This window comes from Bradyrhizobium sp. Y36 (assembly GCF_002531575.1).
In the GTDB taxonomy this organism is placed as follows: Bacteria; Pseudomonadota; Alphaproteobacteria; order Rhizobiales; family Xanthobacteraceae; genus Bradyrhizobium.
The window spans coordinates 476,814-495,804 of the sequence record NZ_NWTI01000002.1; the positions used below are offsets into that span (position 1 = coordinate 476,814).

General features: G+C 65.2%; 20 protein-coding genes and 1 tRNA gene. 9 read left to right on the forward strand and 12 right to left on the reverse strand.

All coding sequences use genetic code 11. From position 1 onward, the window contains the following. Positions 1-13: 13 nt before the first annotated feature. Positions 14-400, reverse strand: coding sequence for a VOC family protein (locus CO669_RS05850; RefSeq protein WP_097658787.1), 387 nt, complete (start codon positions 398-400; stop codon positions 14-16). A gap of 176 nt (positions 401-576) precedes the next feature. Here CO669_RS05850 and CO669_RS05855 point away from each other — a divergent pair, with 176 nt between their 5' ends. From CO669_RS05855 to CO669_RS05865, 3 genes are all read left to right on the forward strand, one after another. Next, positions 577-1,146 carry a hypothetical protein gene (locus tag CO669_RS05855; RefSeq protein ID WP_097658788.1) on the forward strand — a complete coding sequence of 190 codons (570 nt, stop codon included), beginning with the start codon at positions 577-579 and terminating at the stop codon, positions 1,144-1,146. Between the two features lie 160 nt (positions 1,147-1,306). Continuing rightward, positions 1,307-1,828: a hypothetical protein gene (locus CO669_RS05860; RefSeq protein WP_097658789.1), complete on the forward strand. Its 522-nt coding sequence runs from the start codon at positions 1,307-1,309 to the stop codon at positions 1,826-1,828. 153 nt (positions 1,829-1,981) lie between these two features. After that, a tRNA-Arg gene (locus CO669_RS05865) sits at positions 1,982-2,058 on the forward strand. Positions 2,059-2,128: 70 nt separating this feature from the next. Here the strand turns inward: CO669_RS05865 and CO669_RS05870 are convergent. Together CO669_RS05870 and CO669_RS05875 are read right to left on the reverse strand one after the other, a co-directional pair. Then, positions 2,129-3,094, reverse strand: a complete 966-nt coding sequence (locus CO669_RS05870) for an AraC family transcriptional regulator (RefSeq protein WP_198963857.1) — start codon at positions 3,092-3,094, stop codon at positions 2,129-2,131. A gap of 438 nt (positions 3,095-3,532) precedes the next feature. Next, positions 3,533-3,820 (reverse strand): hypothetical protein, encoded by a 288-nt coding sequence (locus CO669_RS05875; protein ID WP_097658980.1) that lies wholly within the window; start codon positions 3,818-3,820, stop codon positions 3,533-3,535. A 240-nt stretch (positions 3,821-4,060) separates the two neighbouring features. On the opposite strand from CO669_RS05875, the gene CO669_RS05880 reads away from it, so the two are divergent. Further along, a complete protein-coding gene (locus CO669_RS05880; RefSeq protein ID WP_097658981.1) occupies positions 4,061-4,471 on the forward strand; it encodes a DUF3775 domain-containing protein in 411 nt (136 codons plus the stop codon). A gap of 38 nt (positions 4,472-4,509) precedes the next feature. Next, positions 4,510-4,971 carry a host attachment protein gene (locus CO669_RS05885; RefSeq protein WP_097658790.1) on the forward strand — a complete coding sequence of 154 codons (462 nt, stop codon included), beginning with the start codon at positions 4,510-4,512 and terminating at the stop codon, positions 4,969-4,971. A 30-nt stretch (positions 4,972-5,001) separates the two neighbouring features. Here CO669_RS05885 and CO669_RS05890 read toward each other — a convergent pair whose 3' ends face one another. Further along, positions 5,002-5,265 (reverse strand): hypothetical protein, encoded by a 264-nt coding sequence (locus CO669_RS05890; protein WP_097658791.1) that lies wholly within the window; start codon positions 5,263-5,265, stop codon positions 5,002-5,004. Between the two features lie 292 nt (positions 5,266-5,557). On the opposite strand from CO669_RS05890, the gene CO669_RS05895 reads away from it, so the two are divergent. Both CO669_RS05895 and CO669_RS05900 read left to right on the forward strand, forming a co-directional pair. Then, positions 5,558-6,004: a hypothetical protein gene (locus CO669_RS05895; protein WP_097658792.1), complete on the forward strand. Its 447-nt coding sequence runs from the start codon at positions 5,558-5,560 to the stop codon at positions 6,002-6,004. Between the two features lie 98 nt (positions 6,005-6,102). Continuing rightward, a complete protein-coding gene (locus CO669_RS05900; RefSeq protein WP_097658793.1) occupies positions 6,103-6,975 on the forward strand; it encodes a DMT family transporter in 873 nt (290 codons plus the stop codon). A 61-nt stretch (positions 6,976-7,036) separates the two neighbouring features. Here the strand turns inward: CO669_RS05900 and CO669_RS05905 are convergent, their stop codons facing one another. Together CO669_RS05905 and CO669_RS05910 are read right to left on the reverse strand one after the other, a co-directional pair. After that, positions 7,037-7,360 (reverse strand): histone, encoded by a 324-nt coding sequence (locus tag CO669_RS05905; RefSeq protein ID WP_097658794.1) that lies wholly within the window; start codon positions 7,358-7,360, stop codon positions 7,037-7,039. Positions 7,361-7,425: 65 nt separating this feature from the next. After that, positions 7,426-8,817, reverse strand: coding sequence for a cryptochrome/photolyase family protein (locus tag CO669_RS05910; protein WP_245444199.1), 1,392 nt, complete (start codon positions 8,815-8,817; stop codon positions 7,426-7,428). A gap of 169 nt (positions 8,818-8,986) precedes the next feature. Here CO669_RS05910 and CO669_RS05915 point away from each other — a divergent pair, with 169 nt between their 5' ends. After that, on the forward strand, positions 8,987-10,717 hold the full coding sequence (locus CO669_RS05915) for a methyl-accepting chemotaxis protein (RefSeq protein WP_097658796.1): 1,731 nt from the start codon (positions 8,987-8,989) through the stop codon (positions 10,715-10,717). Positions 10,718-10,864: 147 nt separating this feature from the next. Here CO669_RS05915 and CO669_RS05920 read toward each other — a convergent pair whose 3' ends face one another. Then, entirely contained in the window at positions 10,865-11,524 is a 660-nt protein-coding gene (locus CO669_RS05920; protein WP_097658797.1) for a peroxiredoxin, read from the reverse strand. A 393-nt stretch (positions 11,525-11,917) separates the two neighbouring features. Here CO669_RS05920 and CO669_RS05925 point away from each other — a divergent pair, with 393 nt between their 5' ends. Then, the gene (locus CO669_RS05925; RefSeq protein ID WP_097658798.1) at positions 11,918-12,490 is read left to right on the forward strand and encodes a hypothetical protein; all 573 of its coding nucleotides are present in this window, start codon (positions 11,918-11,920) and stop codon (positions 12,488-12,490) included. A 40-nt stretch (positions 12,491-12,530) separates the two neighbouring features. Here CO669_RS05925 and CO669_RS05930 read toward each other — a convergent pair whose 3' ends face one another. The 5 genes from CO669_RS05930 to CO669_RS05955 all read right to left on the reverse strand — a co-directional run bounded on the left by CO669_RS05930 (position 12,531) and on the right by CO669_RS05955 (position 18,892). Further along, complete coding sequence (locus tag CO669_RS05930; RefSeq protein WP_097658799.1) at positions 12,531-14,384, reverse strand: alkaline phosphatase family protein; 1,854 nt, start codon at positions 14,382-14,384, stop codon at positions 12,531-12,533. Between the two features lie 766 nt (positions 14,385-15,150). Further along, positions 15,151-15,471 (reverse strand): response regulator transcription factor, encoded by a 321-nt coding sequence (locus CO669_RS05940; RefSeq protein ID WP_097658800.1) that lies wholly within the window; start codon positions 15,469-15,471, stop codon positions 15,151-15,153. 51 nt (positions 15,472-15,522) lie between these two features. After that, on the reverse strand, positions 15,523-16,746 hold the full coding sequence (locus CO669_RS05945; RefSeq protein ID WP_097658801.1) for an ABC transporter permease: 1,224 nt from the start codon (positions 16,744-16,746) through the stop codon (positions 15,523-15,525). Beyond that, complete coding sequence (locus tag CO669_RS05950) at positions 16,743-17,468, reverse strand: ABC transporter ATP-binding protein (RefSeq protein WP_097658802.1); 726 nt, start codon at positions 17,466-17,468, stop codon at positions 16,743-16,745. Before CO669_RS05950 ends, CO669_RS05945 begins: the two co-directional genes overlap by 4 nt. Further along, a complete protein-coding gene (locus CO669_RS05955; protein ID WP_097658803.1) occupies positions 17,465-18,892 on the reverse strand; it encodes an efflux RND transporter periplasmic adaptor subunit in 1,428 nt (475 codons plus the stop codon). Before CO669_RS05955 ends, CO669_RS05950 begins: the two co-directional genes overlap by 4 nt. Between the last annotated feature and the right edge of the window lie 99 nt (positions 18,893-18,991).

An 18,991-nucleotide genomic window follows, 5' to 3' on the forward strand; every position in this document is an offset into this window, starting at 1 on the left:
CTCGCGCCGCGCCTCAGGTATATTTCTTGTCGCGCTCGAGCAGCTCGATGGAGATGCCTTCGGGGCCGCGGATGAAGCAGATGCGCACGCCGGGCCGGATCGTGGTCGGCTCGCGCGTGAAGGTGACGCCCTTGGCCTCGAGCTCGGCCGCGACGGCATCGATGTCCTTCACCGTCAGGCCAAAATGGTCGAGGCCTTGATGCGGGTGCGGAGGCGGCGGGCTGACGGCGCTGTCGCCCTCGAGCGGTGCGATGAAGATCCTGGCGCCGCCGAGGTTCACGTCGATCCGCCCCGGCGCGCGGACGACCTCGCCACCGAGGATGTCCCGCAGCCAGGTCGCGGTCGCCTCTGGATCGGGGCTGCGCAGATGGACGTGATCCCAAGTGACGGCGATTGGCATTTCATGGTCTCCCAACGGGGCTTGATGTTGCAGCGCATGTTAGCGGCCCCAACCGGTGACCGCCACCGCCCGCGCCGATTCGCAATTGCGTGGGAACCTTAGGTCGTCTTCCGGATTGAAGTAAGCTGCAGCCGAGTCCGTCGTCCGACGTTGCTTCGGCCGCCATCGGTGATGTCATGAACGCGAGGCTTGACCGGATCGGGGTGGGGCGTTTCGCCGGAACAGGTGAGCGACTGGCAGCGGCGATGATTGCGAGCGTGTCGTTTGGCCGAAGCCTGCTGTGGCTGCTGGCAGCCATCTTCGTCGGATGCGGTGTCTGGATGCTGTTGCCACTCTCCAAAGGCAGCCGTGCCGAGCCGGCGAGGGCGGAGCTGGCGGTTGTCGAGACTGCGCCGTCGGGCGATTCGGCAGCAGCACGCTCTTCGGCTTCCGAGGCGCAGGTGCCAGCGATGGCGGAGCTCGGCCGCTTGCGGATTTCATCACAAACCTGGCGGCGCGGCGGCCTCGGCTCCAAAGCCCTGGTGACGTTCACACTCCGAAACGACAACGACTATGCCGTAAAGGATGTCGAGATCGTCTGCGCCTTTGCGCGGCGTGACGGCAGTCATCTCACCGATCGCAGTCGCGTGCTGGCGGATTCAATCGCCTTGAAGAGCCGCAAGACCTTTGCGCGAATCCCCGTCGGCTTCGTCAATGTGAACGCCGACCAGGCGAAATGTTCGCTGGTTGCTGCACGCCGTGCGTAAAGGCGGCGCGTTCCGGTAGCGGAAAAGTTACTCTCCGTAACCCTTGGCTAAAAAACCTCGCATCGCCATTTGAACCGGATGGCTGGGACAGGAACCAATTAAGAGATCGCCTGTTGAGGCGAAGAGCCCACGCGGGGATGCGGGGGGCGGAGCGCGGTCCATGCCCATCTTTCGGTATTTCCTCTTTGTCGGTGGAGCTTTGCTCGCACTGCTATTCGCAGCGGACTACAGTCTGCCATCGCAGCCGGTTGCGCGGGCCGTTGCCACCGCAGGCAATGATCAGCCGCTGATCCGGATCCGCTCCGACCGCCATCTGCCCGAGCGTGTCGTGATCGATACCACCCAGCCCACGATCGTCCCGCCTGCGGTGAAGACTGCCGCCGTGATCGCACCGCAGCCGCCGGTTCAGGACGGCACGTCGGCGGCGCTCGCCGAGATGTCGGCGAAGGCGCGGGTGCGCGAGACATTCGCCCAGTTCACGCCGGACCCGAAGGCCGAGGCCGCCAGGAAGAGCGACGGCAAGCCGCAGGCCCAGCCGATCCAGGCGCAGACGCCCGCGGCTTCGCCGCAGGCTCAGCCCCGGCGCAAGGTCGTGAGGGCGCATCCAGCCCCGCAGCCGGGCCGGCCGATGATGCTGGTCGCCCAGCAGCCGCATTTCGGGCTCTTCAACACGACCTGGTGACAGTGCCTTCGATCCGCCCCGAACACGGCGGGGAGGGCTTTTTATTGGTCGGCCGCTCTGCTAATCGAACCCATCCGGGGACCGTCCGGCCTGCTGGCTCGCCAGCAGGAGCGTCGGGCACATCTCGGTTGACGGCCCGGTATCCGGGCCCGGGCGCTCGTAGCTCAGCTGGATAGAGCATCGGATTTCGATTCCGAGGGTCGGAGGTTCGAATCCTTCCGAGCGCGCCAGCCTCCTTGTTCGAGATATGTTCCGATTCTCGCTGATGCGCGCGCGCCCTCGCAGCGGCTTGCGCGTCCGTCAGCCTGCCCGAAAACCGCTTTGCCGCCCGCGTGCCAGCGTGTCGGAGGGCGCCTCGTGGAAGGTCGCACGGTAGGCCGCGGCAAACTCGCCCATGTGATGGAAGCCTTGCGCACGCGCGCATGTGGCGACGGTGGCGCCGCCACCCCTGAGCAGGCGGGCGCGGGTCGCCCACAGTCTCTTGAGGCGAATATACTGGTGCAGGCTCATGCCCCGCACCTTGCTGACAGCACCGCCGAGCGTCCGGATCGAGACGCCGAACTCGCCGGCGAGATCGGCGGTATAGATCGGCGCTGTCGGATGGGCTGAAACGAAATCGTCGATTCGCTGCACGAGCTTGATGGACCGCTCGCCCTGCATCGAGGCGGTGCGATCGGACGTCGTATCGATCCGAAACAAATCGTCGAGCGCCAGCAGCAGACCTTCCTGGAGATGGGCGGCCACCTCGCTGGTCTGGAACAGGAGCGGCTGCACCGACGCGGTTCGCAGGATGTCGAGCAGAAGCTGCCGAATGTGGAGCAGGGCGGGACGGTTGGCGACATGGGCCCGCAAATCGTCGGCGCGATCGAACCAGCCCCGGTCTTTCAGGTCGGGGGACAGGATGATCATCGCGTGATGATTGGTCTGGGGCTCGACGAAATGGCATTCCTCGGTGCCACGGAGCGTCACGAAGAAACGCGCGTCGAGATCCAGGCCCTTGAAGTTGACCTGCAGATCGTCGGTCATGGACAGGAGCACCATGCCGCCCGGCATCCGGTAAGCGGTGTCCAGGATGCGCGCGAACGATCGCATCACGATGATGCGGCTCGCGGGCAGGGAGACGACGGCGCGGGCCGCGGCGAAGTTCGGGACATCGAGCGGGATGCTTCTCGCGTCCTCCATCGACTCGACCGGTCGAAACGCATCGACGTCGGCGAAGCCGGTCAGTTGAAGCGCGGAGGATGGAGCGAGGGCGTCGAACAACATGGATCTGGCCGGCCCTGAAATGTGACAATCAAATGAACGTCGATGTACCGCCATCAATGGCGAAACATCGCCCTGCAGTAAATCGAATTTCAGGCCGTAGTATTGCGGACATCATGCCATGACGTCCGTCAGATCGATGTCATCGTCAACGAGCTCGGCTCAGCGGTTGGCGCCGGAGGCGAGGTCGATGAAACGCGGCCGCGCCGAGAGCACAAGCAAAGGACGCAACGCCCCATCCCTCTTGCGGGGCTGCTTCGCCGCCCGCCTGCAAGCATCGAAAACGATCAACCTGACCGTCACCGTAGAATGGCGGTGTCGCCGGATCTCATCCTTGATCTGGATCAGTCCCGATCAGAGCTAGTCTTGGCACCAAGTCGGCGGCGATCGCGCCAGACTTCATTTCGCAAAAGCGAAGGGGCCCGGAGGCCCCTTCAGATGTCACCATCGGCGATAGCCGTAGCCATAATAGCGCGGGCCGTAATAGCGCGGCGGTCCATAATATCGGGGGCCGTAATACGGCCGCGGCCCGTAATACCCATAATAGTTCGGGCGCCACCAGCAGCGCCCCCAGGCGTTGCAGACCATGCGCACCTGCTCGACGCCGGCGACCTCGGGTGTTGCAGGCGCGGGCGCGATAGGCATGGCGGACGCCGCCGACGATGCCGCCATGGCACCGAACACGGCGCCGAACAGGCCTGCGGCGACGAGGCCGATCTTGCGAGTCATGATGTCTTCCTCCGCTGACGCGAACCACGATATCGGACTCGTTCCGATCAAATTGTGGCGGAACCGAAATGTAATGCTGATGAACAAATCTTCAGCAAATACGGCCAGGTAGCCGGCTTTGGCTGCACGCCAATGCCGTGCCCTGGACCTTGATCCTGCGCAATTCGCAGGCGTGCCTCGGCTCGTAGTGTTGTTGGCGTGGCAGCGGCGTGGGGCCTGCTGCCGGACAAGGTGAACTGGATGCGAGTCATTCCAAATCTGTCGATCTCGCCGGAGAAAGTCTTCTTCGTCATTTCGAAATCGCGCCGGTCCGACAGCGAGGCGGCCGGAGGTGGCGTCATCCTGGACTTTGGTGACGACGACATCAGCTATGGCCGCGGCGGGCGCGGCGAGACCACCGATCGTGCGGAGCTCGCGGGCTTCATCCGCGATCTCAATGTCGACGAGCAGATCGACCTCGTGACGCTGACCTGGCTCGGTCGCGGCGATGGCGATCTCTCCAATTGGCGCGAATTGCACGCCCAGGCCGCGCAGGCCCACAACCAGCGCACCGCCTCCTATCTGATCGGCACGCCAATGCTCGCCGACTATCTGGAGGAGGCGATGGCGCAGTTCGGCAAGTCCTTCGAGGAATTCGAAGAACATCTCTGATGCCGGACGGGCGTCGATAAGTTTCAAGGAGAGTTGCTATGGAAAAAATGAGAATCGACAAGGGCGACTGGTTGGTCGTGTGCGACGGACGCAAGGCGCTGATTCTGGAAAATCTCGGCGACGAGATGTTTCCGAACCTTCACGCCAGGGAGGTGCATGAGCAGCCCAATCCCTCAACTGCTGCGCAAGGGACCGACGCGCCGGGCCGCCTGCATGCCGCTGCCGGCGGGGTGCGGAGCTCGGCCGAGCAGACCGATTGGCACGACGAGGCCGAGCGCGCCTTTCTGCGGAGCCTGGCCGGCCGGCTCGATGCCGCCGTCAGTTCCGGCGAGACCACGGCCCTGACCATGGTGGCCTCACCGCGCGCGCTCGGCATGATCCGCGCCGATTATTCGGACGTCGTGCGCAAGGCGATCCAGCATGAGGTCGGCAAGGACCTCGTCAAGCTGCCGGTCTACGAGATCGAGAAGCAATTGCTGATGTCGGGCGCCGCCAAATAGGGACGCCCGCAGAGGACGCGCTGCCGGCCCTCAGTAGCAGGGGTGCCGGCGGCGGTCCTGGCCGACATAGCCGGCCGCGCTCTGGTAGCAATGGTTGGTCGACGGGCCATCGTAAAAGGCGAAGGTGCCGGGGGTGATGCCAGGCCCGTAATTGTGGACATAGCTGATCGGGTAGGGCAGCGGATTGGCGTAAGAGCGGTGGTACCGGTGATGGCCCCGCGCCTCCGCCAGGCCAGGGGCTAGGATTGCGGCCGACAGGGCAGCAACCGCGGCTACAAGCGTCAACTTGCTCATCTCGATTCTCCGGAACCCGCGCGAATTGGTTCGCCATCTATAGCCATTTCGATCCCCCGGGGCACCCGTCCGGCCCCCGGAAATCCGGGTCGATCCCGCAGATTCCCGGGTGGGTGTGACAGAATTGCCGGAGGCGCCCTCCAGGTCTGCCCATTTTTGGCCTTTTCGGGATGCTTAACGAATTCCCCACACAAGTATGACCAAAGAGTATTCGGTTAAGAATCCTGTCGCCGGCCTTTTGGGGCTCCTTCGAGGCCGGTGCATTCCTGAAGGCTTTCGCCGTCACCTCGCCATGCGCATCACGCTTTTGAGCCTGCTGTTGCTCTGCCTCGCCGCCGTCACGCCGGCGCGGGCCGAGCTGCGTATTACCCGCGACCACGGTGGCTATGTCGAGGAATACAAGACCAAGTACAAGCGCGTTCGCGAGAAGGGCGAGCGCGTTATCATCGACGGCATCTGCAATTCGGCCTGTACGCTGGTGCTCGGCATCGTGCCGATGAACAAGATCTGCGTGACGCCGCGCGCGAGCCTGGGCTTCCACCAGGCCTATTACGACAAGGCCTTCACCTTCGGCATCAAGGTCACCAGCTCCGAGGGCACGTCCGATCTGATGTCCTACTACCCCGATACGGTGAAGGACTGGATCCGCCGCAATGGCGGGCTCACCACCGACATGAAGAAGATCAAGAACGGCGTCGAGCTCTGGAAGATCATCGACCCCTGTCCGGAAGAATGGTGAGCGGCTGAGCCGAGCCGCAATCCCCCGTCGCAGCGCAACATCGTCCCGAACGAAATTCGCATTGCCGCATGGCCCCCGCTGGGGCAATGAGGGCGGCAATGAATCATAATCGGGAAGCCCTGACCGCCCGCGCCGCGCCGATCCTGTTCGTGCTGCTCTGGAGCACGGGATTCATCGGGACCAAATACGTCGTCAACAACGCCGATCCCTTGACCTATCTGGCCATCCGCATGGCCATCGTCGTCGTCCTGATGGCGATCATCGCCGGCGTCGCGCGGCCGAAATGGCCCGATGGCACCGGCATCGCGCACAGCGCGGTCGCCGGCATCCTCGTCCACGGCTTCTATCTCGGCGGCACCGCGATCGCGATCGCCCATTCGATTCCGGCCGGGCTCTCTGCGCTGATCCCGGGCCTGCAGCCGATCCTGACCTCGACCATCGCCAACCGCTGGCTCGGCGAGCGGGTGACGCCGGTGCAATGGGCCGGTCTCGCGCTCGGCCTCGGCGGCGTGATCATGATCCTGCACAACCGTCCCATGACCGGGGAGGCCGGCCTCGGCTGGCTCGCCTCGGTAGTTTCGCTGATCAGCATCACGCTGGGCACGCTCTATCAGCGCCGCTACTGCAACCAGATCGACTGGCGCGCCGGCAATCTCGTGCAATATGTCGCCGTCACCGTCTTTTTCGCGACCGGCGCCTTCCTGTTCGAGGACCGCGTGGTGCACTGGACGCAGGAGTTCGTGCTCGCGCTCGCCTGGCTCGCGGTGGCGCTCTCGATCGGATCGATCGGGCTGCTCTACTGGCTGATCCGCCACGCCGCGGCGACCTCGGTTGCGAGCCTGTTCTACCTCGTGCCCGCCGTGACCGCGCTGATGGCCTACATGCTGTTCGGCGAGAAGCTCGATGCGCTGGCGATCGCCGGCATGGCGATGTGCGCAGGCGCGGTGTTCGTCGTCAACCGGCGCGCTTAGCGGCGGCGAGACAGGTCTCCGGACGCGCTCGCATCCGGAGAACCCGGTCTGGGCGCCCTGATCAGCGCTTCGCCTTCTTTGTCTTCTTGGCCTTCTTTGCCTTCTTTGCCTTTGCCGCTTTCTTTGCAGTTTTCTTTGCGGCCTTCTTCCCGGTCTTCTTGGCCGATTTCTTCGAGGATTTCTTTGCGGTTTTCTTCGAACTGCTCTTCGGAGCCTTCTTGGCCTTCTTCTTCTTCGAAGCCTTCTTCGGCGCTACTTTCTTCGCGACCTTCTTGACGGCTTTCCTGACCTTCTTGACGGCGGTGACCGCCGCGTCCTTGGTCGCGTCGACGGCGCTGGTGATCGTCTCCATCGCCTGTTCGGTGATCGGCTTGTCGTCGTCCATATCGTCCCCCGTGGTTGATTGGAGCGATGACGATAGCGAGTTTCGAAATCGTGTCAAAGCAGCGCTCAACTTTTGCGGATCTTCGCGTAGGCGGCGAGCGCACGCTCGCGGCCCCTGGCATGATCGACGATCGGCTGCGGATAGGTTTTGCCGAGCGTGACGCCTGCGCTCGCAAGCTCGATCGGCGTTGCCTGCCACGGCTGGTGGATCAGCTTGGCAGGCATGCCCCTCAGCTCCCCCACCCAGCGCCGGACGTAGGTTCCATCCGGGTCGAACTTCTCGCCCTGAAGGATCGGATTGAACACGCGGAAATAGGGCGCGGCGTCGGCGCCGCAGCCGGCGACCCATTGCCAATTGGCGGGATTGCTGCCGGCATCCGCGTCGACCAGCGTGTCCCAGAACCAGGCTTCCCCGTCGCGCCAGTCGATCAGGAGGTGCTTGACCAGGAAGGACGCCACCACCATCCGCACGCGGTTGTGCATCACGCCGGTGTGCCAGAGCTCGCGCAGCCCGGCATCGACGATCGGATAGCCGGTGCGCCCGCGCTGCCAGGCGGCGAGCGCGATCTTGTCAGGTTTCCACGGGAAGCCGTCGAACTGGGTTTGCAGGTTTTCGCTGGCGAGGTCGGGATGATCGTGCAGGAGGTGGCGGCAGAACTCGCGCCAGCCGAGCTCGCTGAGGAATTTTTCGACACCCGGCCCGAGCGCCGGATCTTCGTCGGCGGCGAACCGTGCGGCGTGCCAGACCTGGCGCGGGCTGAGCTCGCCGAACCTTAGATGCGGCGACAGGCCTGACGTGCCTTCCCGGTCCGGGCGGTCGCGGTCACCGACATAGGCGCGCGAGGTGTGCTTGAGGAAGTCGCGCAGGCGCGCACGGGCCGAGGCTTCACCCGGGGTCCATGTCTCGCGCAGGCCGCCGGCCCAATCCGGCCTCGTCGGCTCGAGCCTCCAGCTCTCCAAGGTGTCGCTGGCGACCTTCGGACCCGGGCGCAGCTCCTTCGGCGCAGGCAGCGGCTTTGGCGGATCGCCGAGCGAGAGCAGCCGCCGCCAGAACGGCGTGAACACGCGAAGGCCCCGGCCTTCCTTGGTGCGGATCGCGGAGGGCGGGACCAGCAGGTCGCCGGGGAAGCTCTCTGAGTCCACGCCGAGCTTTGCCAGCGCGGCTTGGAGCTGTCTCTCAACGGCCTGATGCGGCGCTTGCGCGATTGTGTTCCAGTGGACGGCGCGGGCGCCGATCTCGCGCGCCAGCTCAGGGATGATCTTGGCCGCCAGCCCCTTGCGCAGGACCAGCGACCCGCTGCGCGCGGCGATCTCGGCCTCGAGCGAGCGCAGCGACTGTGCCAGCCACCACCGCGCCGCGCCGCCGGATGGGCGGGCGATGCTGTCGTCGAGGACGTAAAGGCAGACCACCGGCGCGCCGCTCTTGCCGGCAGCATGGAGGGCGGGGTGGTCGGACAGGCGAAGATCGTCGCGGAACCAGACGATGACGGGTGGGGCGCTTGGCTTGGTCAGGCGAGGCCTCGTTTACAATTTGGAAAGCATGCCGCGGTCGGCGGCGTGAACCGGCGTTAATGCCACCGTAAGCCGCCTGCATTATTTTGCAGGAATTACGGAGAGATTCCCATTCATGTCCAGCCTTTCAACGGCAAAGATCCTGCCGCAGTTCAAACTCGGCACCAAGGCCGTGCTGTGCGCCGTACTGCTGATCGGCGTGAATACGGCGCTGGTGGTCGGCGCCGGCTATTGGTCGCTGACGTCGGCCTTCAATGACCGCGCGCTGCGCGACATCGAGGTCAATCTGCGCACCCTGGCGCTCGCCTTCAGCGAGATCGTTCCGGCCGCCAAGATCACGATGCGGGACGGCGCGGTGGTGCGCGCCGAAATCCCCAAGATGCCCGACTTCACGGACCACGCCATCGTCGATCGCGCGGTGTCCTATGTCGGCGGCAATGCGACGCTGTTCGTGTACGACAATGCCAGCGGCCAGTTCGTCCGCCGCTCCACCAACGTGAAAAAGGAAAACGGCGACCGCGCCGTCGGCACCCAGCTTGCCGCCGATCACCCCGGGCAGGCGTCGCTGCGCCGTGGCGAGGCCTATAAGGGGCCGGCCATGCTGTTCGGCAAGTCGTTCATGACCGCCTATTTCCCGATCGCGGACGCGAGCGGCAAGGTCGTCGGCATTCTCTATGTCGGCATTCCCATGATCCAGTACGAGAGCATGCTGGCCCATGCCATCGAGAGCATGGCGGCGGCCGCGGGACTTGCCGCGCTTCTGGTGCTGGTCCTGACCCTGCTGATCGTCCGCCGCGTCACCCGGCCGCTCACCTCGGTCACGCGCTCGCTCACCGCGCTTGCCGACGGCCAGAGCGACGTCGCGATCGAATGCGAGGATCGCGCCGACGAGATCGGCGAGATCGCCCGCACGGTCGCGGTGTTCAGGAGCAATTCGCTGGAGCGGGCGCGCATGCGCAGCGAGCAGGCGGCGGCCTCGGCCGCGGCCGTCGAGCAGCGCAAATCCGACCTGCGCAACTTCGTCGAGGAGTTCCGCGGCAGCGTCGGCGGCATCCTCGACAAGGTGCTGACGTCTTCTAGCGAGTTCGAGCGTGCGGCGCGGCAGCTGACCGACGTCGCTCGCTCCACCGCCGACCTGTCGGCACAGTCCGCCGGCGCCTCCGAAAATGCCTCCGAGCACGTGCGTTCGGCGGCCTCGGCCTCCGACGAGCTGTCTCAATCGATCTCCGAGATCACCCGGCGCGTGCAGGAGTCGAACCAGATTTCCGCCGAGGCGGTGCAGCAGGCCGAGGCCACCGACCAGCGCATCGCGCAGCTGTCGGAAGCCGGCGCGCGGATCGGCGACGTCGTCAAGCTGATCACCTCGATCGCCGAGCAGACCAATCTGCTGGCGCTGAACGCCACCATCGAGGCTGCGCGCGCGGGGGACGCCGGTCGCGGCTTCGCGGTGGTGGCTCAGGAGGTCAAGACGCTGGCCGGCCAGACCGCGAAGGCGACCGACGAGATCTCGAACCACATCGCCAGCATGCAGCTTGCGACCGAGGAATCCGTCGTTGCCATCAAGGCGATCAGCCAGACCATCGAGCGCATCAGCGGCATCGCCGGCTCGATCTCGGCTGCGGTCGAGCAGCAGAAAAGCGCGACCCACAACATCGTGTCGAGCGTCCGCGCCGCGGTCTCCGGCACGGCCGATGTCGCCGTCAACGTCCGCCATGCCGCCGAGGGCGCCAGCGAGACCGGCGAAACCTCGCACCGGATGTTTGCCTCGGCCCAGGCGCTGTCGAGCGAGAGCCTGCACCTGAAGGCAGAGGTCGACGGCTTTCTGGATCGCGTGCGGGCGGCTTAGAGCGAGGCTCAAGGCTTTCACGACGTCATTCCGGGGCGGCTCGCAGAGCCGAACCCGGAATCTCGAGATCCTCTGGTGCGCAACCGCGCACCGGAGATCGCGCTTCGCGCGCCCTTTTTGACGGTCGTTATGCGCGACCGCGCAAAGTCACTTCGGCTGCGGCACGATGCGCAGGTAGGGCTTCGGCTCCTTCCAGCCTTGCGGATAGATCGTCTTGGCCTCGTCGTTGGAGACCGAGCCCGCGATGATGACGTCCTGTCCTTGCGTCCAGTCGGCCGGGGTGGCGACGCGATGCTTGGCGGTGAGCTGGAGCGAGTCGATGACGCGCAGGATCTCCTGGAAGTTCCGCCCCGTGGTCATCGGATAGACCAGCACCAGCTTGATCTTCTTGTCCGGCCCGATGATGAAGACGTTGCGGACGGTCTGGTTGTCGGCGGCGGTGCGCTTGAGGGGATCGCCCGAGATTGCGGCCGGCAGCATGCCGTACAGCTTCGAGACGTTGTAATCGGTGTCGCCGATCATCGGATAGTTGGGCGCGGCGCCCTGCGTCTCCTTGATGTCCTCCGACCATCTTGCGTGGTTCTCGACCGGATCGACCGAGAGGCCCATCAGCTTGACCCCGCGCTTGTCGAATTCCGGCTTCAGCCTGGCGAGCGCGCCGAGCTCGGTGGTGCAAACCGGTGTGAAGTCCTTGGGGTGCGAGAACAACAGCGCCCAGCTGTTGCCGATCCAATCGTGGAACTTGATCTTCCCTTCGGTGGTCTCGGCTTCGAAGTCGGGTGCGGTGGCGCCGATCGGAAGTGTCATGATGTTACCTCATCGCATTGAATTTATTGGAGAATTCGTCTTTTGCCGTCAGCCTCAATATAGGGGTCTTGCAAGGCCAAGTGAACGCCAACTGAACCGGTTGAAGTAAAATGTGAATTCCTTCCTTGAAGGGGCGAATTTCTAGCAACTTATTGTTACGGCGGCAGCTGCGGCGAAACAGCTCCACCCGGGCTCACACGGTCTCGCTCGCCCCGATTATGCCTTTTATGACTTCCATCACGCTCGCCCGGCGCGTCCCAGAACCAAAACGGTCCTGACAGCGACCAATTGGCAACCATCTCGAAAAGTCGCGATCCCCGTATCGAATCGTTAACCACCCCTTTACGTCGGCATGAAAATGCTGACCGGTCAGAAGAAGTCTGGAAGTGAACTATGTCCGCCGCTGCGCCTAAATCTATCGAGTCCTCGTCCCTCGAACCGTCCTGCCGCGATACCGCGGCCCATGCACTCTCCATCGTGCGTGATGGCGTGATCACCGGGGAAGGCCCGACCACCAAGGGAAGGGTGCATTTCTCCCGATCGCTCGACGCCGACGACACCGCCTGGTGCACGCGCATCCTGACGGCGACCGCCGTCAACGACCAGCCGGTCAGCCGTGCCGAGGCCGAAGCCCTGTTCGAAATCAACGAGGCCGCAACCGAACGGACCGATGGCGGCCGCTTCGACGATTTGCTCGCCAAGGCCGTTGCCCATTATGCCGCCAGCGCCTCGGGACTGAAGGTGCCGCCGCGCAGCGTCGCGCTGTCGGCCGAGACCGAGATCGAGAGCTGGGCGCCGTCCTACGCCTCCAAGGTCAACAGCGAGATGCTGGAGTGGATCGCCGGCCAGATGCGCGGCAAGCGCCACAACAACCGTCGCCTGATGGCGATGGTGGCGACTTTCCTCGGCGCCACCGCGCTGCCCCTGGCGGGCCAATTGCCTGCTGTCTTCGACATCGGCATGTAAGATTCCGCGCCTCGCGCGAGGCGGCGTTTGAACGGCGGGGTTACTTCCCCGCCGTTTTTTGTTTGCCCGCGTCCGGCTCGAGGCCCAGCGTGCGGCCGGGGAAGCCGGCGGCATCAAAATAGCGCTGGCTGCCGACGCGCTGGAAATTCAGCACGGTGGTCAGGCCGCCCTCGGCGGGCTTGGACTTCATCGTGCCGGCATACGCCTTCGGTACGACGCCGTTGGGCAGGGCCTCCGACATCACCCGGCCGACGAGGCCGCCGTTCTGCGAGGCGCGCAGGCCCATCAGCCGGGCGGCCGTCATGCCGACGTCGGCATTGCTGACCGGGATCTCGCTGACATAGCCCGCTTTGAAGTCCGGACCGATGGCGGCCATGAAGTTCATGGTGTCGCCGCGGCTGAAGCTGCCATGCATGCCCTGGCCCTGGCGCAGCACGGTATCGGCGACCTGCACCGAGCAGTTGGTCGGCGCCTCGCCGCAATCGCTGGCATAGGAGCGGAAGTTGACGACGATCGACGGCGTCGGCGTCGCCGCGCTGCCACGCAGATTGATGCTCGACAGCGGCAGCGTACCGGGGAAGCGGCCGAGCGAGTCCTCGACGAACAGGCCGGAGACATAGTCCTGCGCCAGCAGCGCCTTGATGGTCTTCGCGGCGAGCTTCTTGTCCTTGTTCGGGAGATAGACGAGGTCGGAGCCGCCATTGGTGGCGACGACGAGATCGGGCTTGGTCGGATCCTTGCCGAGCACGCCGTTGCCGGCCTTGGGATGCTTGTTGCCTTCGACCTTCGCGTTCTTGTCGTTGGGGTCGAACAGCGGCAGGTCCAGGGCCTTGGCAAGATCGAGCGCCAGGAATCCCATGGGGAGGAAATCCTTGGGCGTGTCGTCATAGCTGACCTTGGCCGATGGGCTGGTCTTGCTTTCCTTGGAGATCGTCGAGAAGCCGTGGTCGGCCGAGATGATGATGTTGGTCGAGGCGGCGAGGCCGAGCTCGTCGAGCGCCTTGCGGAGCTGGGCGAGGTTGTTGTCGGCGTTCTTGATGCCGGCCATCGAGGTCGGCCCGTTGATGCCCGGCATGATCTGGTTGAGGCTGTCGCCTGTGTTGTGCTGGCTGCCGTCGGGATCGCGCGACCAGAACACAAGCACGAACGGCTTGTTGCGTGCCTTGAACATCGGCAGCACCACCTTGGCGGCGACGTCGGCGAAATAGGACTGCTGCGCGACGTTGGCCACAATCGTGCCCGGCGTCTTGGCATCGCCCGCCTTGGCATTGTCGCCGCGCGGCGGGGTGGCGGTGGGCAGGCCGGCCTTGGTCAGGGCATCCTTGACCTCGTCGGACAGGGCGACGCCGTTCTTGCCGCCGGTGGAGTCGTCGAACACGACCGAATGCAAGCCCGCCTTTTCGGGCTTGTCGGTGTGGTCGAACTGGTAGGTCGGGCCGACCTTGCCGATCGCCGCGGTGCTGAGGCCCTTGTCGCGGGCCATCTTCAGGATGGTCTCCTCGTTGAGGTAGTTGCCCCTAAAATGCTCGTCGATGTCGCCGAGCACGGCGTCGTTCTCGATGAAGGGGACCACGGTGTCGCCGGCGGGGACTGAGGTGTAGTTGGTCCAGATCGTGTTGGAGAACACGCCGGTGTCGCCGAGATAATGGCCGGTCGACATCGCCGAGCCGTTGGCCATGGTGAAGGTCGGGAACAGCGAGTGCGAATTCTTGAAATTGACGCCCTTGTCACGGACCTCGGCCATCGCGGGCGCCGTGTCGGGGTTCACCTTCAGCGCGCGCAGGCCGTCCGGGATGAACAGGATCAGGTTGCGGGGTGTGTTATTCTCAGCGGAAGCAAGTCCGGTGGACAGCACGGTCAGTCCGGCGGACAGCAACAGCAGTGAACGGCGCATGGAAGTCTCCTGGCGGTGAGGCGGCTTGATCGTGAGACGGCTTGGCCGCCAACCGCGGCCCCCGCTTCGTTTAGTTTCGCTGCATGACGGTTTTGTTACAAGGCCTGCCGCCGATGCACGAGGGGTGGGAGGGGACGCCACGTCCAGGCGCGCCTTCGCGTCCTCGCGGCGCGTTTCGCCCGAGCTCTGCTTCGAAGCCTCACCCTCCATTGAACGAGGGCGCAGGGAAGACCGGGAGCCGGTTGGCTCCCATCGACCGCCATGCCAAGAGCAGACTGCGTGCGCTTCGTGCATAGCGGAGAACAGGGCAACCGGAGACATCCCGGCCTTCCCTGCGCGGTGGCTCTACGGCTTATGGCGTGCTCTCCCCGGGGAGCGTTGCACTATTGCCCCCGTCGCCTTTCGGATGACTGACGCGCGCGTCCGGTTGAACGACACGCATCACCGCAAGACTTGGCGCACAGACCCCGGGCGCCAGGACCACACGATTTTGCCGTACGCCGATCACATCGGTCGTGTGCGCGAGGCGTTTTGCTCACGGTGACCCGCCCTGCAAGACCCGTCGCGCCGATGTGGCCTGCGTCCACCGCGACCCGGCCCGCGTTCGTGACGATCGCGATACGCCCCTCTTCGGTGGGCCGGGTTGCGGCGATGGATACGTCAATTCCGAATTTCGGTAAAGTGGAATATTTTCGCCCGCGCGGATTGACCGCTATCTTGGGTGTGTTGCCCGGCGGGCAGCGCAAGGTATTGTGGGTCGAAACATTCAGTCCGGTGCGGTCTGTACGCCGGGAGTCTGTGTCACGGCTTGCGCCGGCTTCGGCGCCGCCGGATGGCGGCCGGATTTGGCAAGATCGCGCCGCAGCGCGAGCGGCGCGGCGTGCAGGGCGAAGGCGATCGCGATCTGGGTTCGGTTCTGAAGCCGGTATTTGCGCATGATGTTGCCGATATGCGCCCGCACCGTGTTTTCCGAGATCTTGAGCTCGTAGGCGATGTTCTTGTTCTGCATCCCCCGCGCGATCAACATCATCAGCTCTCGCTCGCGCGGTGTCGGCGTGATCGAATCCTTCGAATGATCCGGGCTCATGATGGACTCCTCCCTGGTCTTCGGGCTGAATGGGCCGCCTGCGGCATCTTCTCACTCCGTCTTGAGCGCCTCGATCGGGCTCAGCCTGGATGCCTTGTGGGCGGGATAGAAACCGAAGATGAGGCCGGTGGCGATCGAGAAGCCGAGGGCAAGGCCGATCGCCTGGCCGTCGATCGAGGTGACCCATCCGGCCATCCGGGCGACCGTCATCGAGAGCGTGACGCCGCCGGCAACGCCGATGGCGCCTCCGAGCAGGCAGAGCACCAGCGCTTCGCAGATAAACTGCAAACGGATGTCGCGCATCCGTCCGCCGAGCGCGCGGCGGATGCCAATCTCCCGCGTGCGCTCGGTGACCGACACGATCATGACATTCATGATGCTGATGCCGCCGACCAGCAGCGAGACCGAGGCGATGGCGACCAGCAGCAGCGCGACGGTGCGGATCGCGCCCTGCTGCGCTTCCATCGCGGCGGCGGGATCCTGGACCTTGAAGTCGTCTTCCTGGCCGGCGGGGACACGATGCCGCTGCCGCAGCAGGTTCTCGATCTCCGCTCGCGCGCCTGCCATCTGCCCGTCGCCGGCGACCTTGGCGATGATGTAGGCGACCGAATCCCGGTTGATGTTGCTGGCACTGCCGAGGAAGCGCAGCTTGGCGGTGGCAAGCGGCACGAAGGCGACGTCGTCCTGCGCGGGATCCTTGCGATCGAGAACGCCGACCACCTCGAGCGGGACCTTCATGATCCGGATCTGCGCGCCGACCGGATCGTCGCCGGCCGGGAACAGCTCGCGTGCGACCGTGCTGCCGAGGATCACGACCTTGCCGGCTCCGGCCTCTTCGGCACCGGAAAAATAGCGGCCCGCGGCCAGCTGCCAGTCGCGCACCATGAAATGCGCCGTCGTCGTGCCGTTGATGGTCGTGTTCCAGTTCTTGCCCTCGTGGATCACCTGCGCGGTGCCTGCGATCGAACCGGCAGCGGCCTGGATTTCCGGAATCTGCTCGAGGATGGCCTGCACGTCGCTCTCGGTCATCGTCAGCTTGCTGCCGTCCTTGAGGCGCACGCCGCCCTGGTAGGCCGCGCCGGGGATGATCATCAGCACGTTGGCGCCGATCGAGCGGATCTGCTCCTGCAGGCGCAGCTGCGCGCCGGCGCCGATCGCAAACACCGTCACGATGGAGGCGACGCCGATCACGATGCCGAGCATGGTGAGGAAGCTGCGCAGCGGATTGAGGCGCAGGGCGTGCAGGGCGATCTGAAAGCCCTGGAGCATCGTCATGGCGCAACGCTCCGTTTCGGCAGGATCGGACCTGGCGTTTCGTCGGCGACCAGCTCGCCGTCGTGCAGGCGGATGGTGCGCCGGCATTGCGCCGCGATGCCGGGATCATGCGTGATCATCACGATGGTCTGGCCGGTCCGGTTGAGCGCGGCGAACAGCGCCAGGATCTCGGCCCCGGTGCGGCTGTCGAGCGCGCCGGTCGGCTCGTCGGCGAGCACGATCAGCGGGGAGGCGATCAGGGCCCGCGCGATCGCGACGCGCTGCTGCTCGCCGCCGGAGAGCTGCCGCGGGAAATGATGGGCCCGGTGCAGCATGCCGACGGCCTGAAGGCTCTGCTCCGCGCGTGCCAGGCGCTCCTTGCGGCTGATGCCGCAATAGACCAGCGGCAGCGCGACGTTCTCGATCGCGTTGTGGCGGGCCAGCAGATTGTAGGACTGGAACACGAAGCCGATGCTGCGGGCCCGCAAGGACGAGCGCCGATCTTCCGAGAGGCCGGCGACGTCGGCGCCCTCGAGATAGACCGCGCCTTCGCTTGGCAGGTCGAGCAACCCGATCATGTTCATCAATGTCGATTTGCCGGAGCCGGACGGTCCCATCACGGCGGCGATCTCGCCTTGCGCGATGTCGAAGCTGACATTGCGCACCGCAGTCACGGCAACCCCGTCGGTGCGATAGGTTCTGCTGACCGACCGGAGGCTGATGAGAGGCGGGGAGGCGGTCATGATCCGAACCTGATTCCGAGAAACTCAAAGCCCGCCGGACGGATGGCCTGGCCGACTGCGACCTGGCTGCCCTCGTCGAGGTCTCCGCTCTTGAGTGCGACCTGCTCGGTGCCGGCGGTGCCGACCGTCACGGCGACGCGCTGGAGCGAGCCGCTTGCGCTGCGCACCCACACGCCGCTGTGCGTGCCGGCCGACGCCTGCCGTGTGCCCGAGGGCTGGAAGCGTAACGCGGCGAGCGGCACCTTCAGGACGTCGTCCTGTCGCTCGATCACGATCTTGACCAGGGCCGTCATGCCCGGGAGCAGCGCGCCGTCGAGATTGGAGGTCGCCAGCACGACGGTATAGGTGACGACGTGCTGCTGGGTCTGTGGTGCCTTGCGCACCTGCCGCACCACCGCCTCGAAGCGGCGGTCGGGATAGGCGTCCACAGTGAAATGGGCGCGCTGGCCGGGGGCGATGCGGCCGATATCGGCTTCGTCGACCTGGGCGTGGATCTCCATGTCTTCGAGGCGGTGCGCCACCACGAAGGTGGTGCGCGACTCCAGTCCGACCGCGAGCGTCTGGCCTTCGTTGACGAACCTGCCGACGACGACGCCGTCGATCGGCGAGCGGATCACGGTGCGGTCGAGATCGGCCTGGGCTGCGGCGAGCACGGCCGCCTTCTCCGGCACGGCCATTCGGGCCTGCTGCAGCTCGGCCTCGATGCGGCGGACATCGGCCTGCGCGCCCTCGACCGAATAGGAGTTAAGCGACATCAGCACTTCGGCCTCGCGCTCCTGGGCGAGGCGCGCGGTGAACTCGGTCTGCGCGTCGTCGACCGTCGTCGTCGCCACCACGTTCTGCGACTGCAGCGCGAGCTTGCGCTGCAGGGTTTTCTGCGCCGAGGATTTCACCGCCTGTGCGCTTTCGAGCTTGGCGGCGAGCACGTCGCGGCTGCCTCTGGCGTTCTGCAGGTCGATCCGGGCGCGATCGAGCTTGGCCCTGGCGATGTCGACCAGGGAATTTGCGACGGCAAGGGAGGCACGGGCTTCGTCGACCTTGGCGGCAAAGCTGCGCGGATCGATCAAGGCGAGCGGCTGATCCCTGGCGACGGTGTCGTTGAAATCGACATAGACCCGGGAGAGCTGCCCGGACAGTTGGGAACCCACCTCGATCGTCTTGACGGGCTGCAGGGCGCCGGTGACCGTGACAGTCTGCTCGATGCTGCCGCGCTGGATCGAGGCGTAGCGAAACACGGGCGATTCCGGCTCGAACGTCGCGGCCTTGCGCCCGGCGGGAACGAGCAGGCGCCTGGTCGAGTCCAGGGCGTGCGACGCCTTGTTGGCAGCGCCCCCGGCGGCGGCGATCACCGCCGGCCCCGCGGTTGTGACCGCGGCGAGGCTGCAGGCAGTTCCAAGCACGGCAATAATCGGCACAAATCGCATATCAAATACCCGCCTCTTTGAAATGGCTCGTTGGCGGCACGGACAAAGATCGCGCCATGGTTGTAAATCGACCAGAGCGGTATCGATCGTCAGTATGTC

What these genes read in the sequence shown, in the direction of transcription:
- CO669_RS05850 (WP_097658787.1), bottom strand. Translation starts at nt 400, where the DNA reads ATGCCAATCGCCGTCACTTGGGATCACGTCCATCTGCGCAGCCCCGAT.
- CO669_RS05855 (WP_097658788.1), top strand. Translation starts at nt 577, where the DNA reads ATGAACGCGAGGCTTGACCGGATCGGGGTGGGGCGTTTCGCCGGAACA.
- CO669_RS05860 (WP_097658789.1), top strand. Translation starts at nt 1,307, where the DNA reads ATGCCCATCTTTCGGTATTTCCTCTTTGTCGGTGGAGCTTTGCTCGCA.
- CO669_RS05870 (WP_198963857.1), bottom strand. Translation starts at nt 3,094, where the DNA reads ATGTTGTTCGACGCCCTCGCTCCATCCTCCGCGCTTCAACTGACCGGC.
- CO669_RS05875 (WP_097658980.1), bottom strand. Translation starts at nt 3,820, where the DNA reads ATGACTCGCAAGATCGGCCTCGTCGCCGCAGGCCTGTTCGGCGCCGTG.
- CO669_RS05880 (WP_097658981.1), top strand. Translation starts at nt 4,061, where the DNA reads ATGCGAGTCATTCCAAATCTGTCGATCTCGCCGGAGAAAGTCTTCTTC.
- CO669_RS05885 (WP_097658790.1), top strand. Translation starts at nt 4,510, where the DNA reads ATGGAAAAAATGAGAATCGACAAGGGCGACTGGTTGGTCGTGTGCGAC.
- CO669_RS05890 (WP_097658791.1), bottom strand. Translation starts at nt 5,265, where the DNA reads ATGAGCAAGTTGACGCTTGTAGCCGCGGTTGCTGCCCTGTCGGCCGCA.
- CO669_RS05895 (WP_097658792.1), top strand. Translation starts at nt 5,558, where the DNA reads ATGCGCATCACGCTTTTGAGCCTGCTGTTGCTCTGCCTCGCCGCCGTC.
- CO669_RS05900 (WP_097658793.1), top strand. Translation starts at nt 6,103, where the DNA reads ATGAATCATAATCGGGAAGCCCTGACCGCCCGCGCCGCGCCGATCCTG.
- CO669_RS05905 (WP_097658794.1), bottom strand. Translation starts at nt 7,360, where the DNA reads ATGGACGACGACAAGCCGATCACCGAACAGGCGATGGAGACGATCACC.
- CO669_RS05915 (WP_097658796.1), top strand. Translation starts at nt 8,987, where the DNA reads ATGTCCAGCCTTTCAACGGCAAAGATCCTGCCGCAGTTCAAACTCGGC.
- CO669_RS05920 (WP_097658797.1), bottom strand. Translation starts at nt 11,524, where the DNA reads ATGACACTTCCGATCGGCGCCACCGCACCCGACTTCGAAGCCGAGACC.
- CO669_RS05925 (WP_097658798.1), top strand. Translation starts at nt 11,918, where the DNA reads ATGTCCGCCGCTGCGCCTAAATCTATCGAGTCCTCGTCCCTCGAACCG.
- CO669_RS05930 (WP_097658799.1), bottom strand. Translation starts at nt 14,384, where the DNA reads ATGCGCCGTTCACTGCTGTTGCTGTCCGCCGGACTGACCGTGCTGTCC.
- CO669_RS05940 (WP_097658800.1), bottom strand. Translation starts at nt 15,471, where the DNA reads ATGAGCCCGGATCATTCGAAGGATTCGATCACGCCGACACCGCGCGAG.
- CO669_RS05945 (WP_097658801.1), bottom strand. Translation starts at nt 16,746, where the DNA reads ATGACGATGCTCCAGGGCTTTCAGATCGCCCTGCACGCCCTGCGCCTC.
- CO669_RS05950 (WP_097658802.1), bottom strand. Translation starts at nt 17,468, where the DNA reads ATGACCGCCTCCCCGCCTCTCATCAGCCTCCGGTCGGTCAGCAGAACC.
- CO669_RS05955 (WP_097658803.1), bottom strand. Translation starts at nt 18,892, where the DNA reads ATGCGATTTGTGCCGATTATTGCCGTGCTTGGAACTGCCTGCAGCCTC.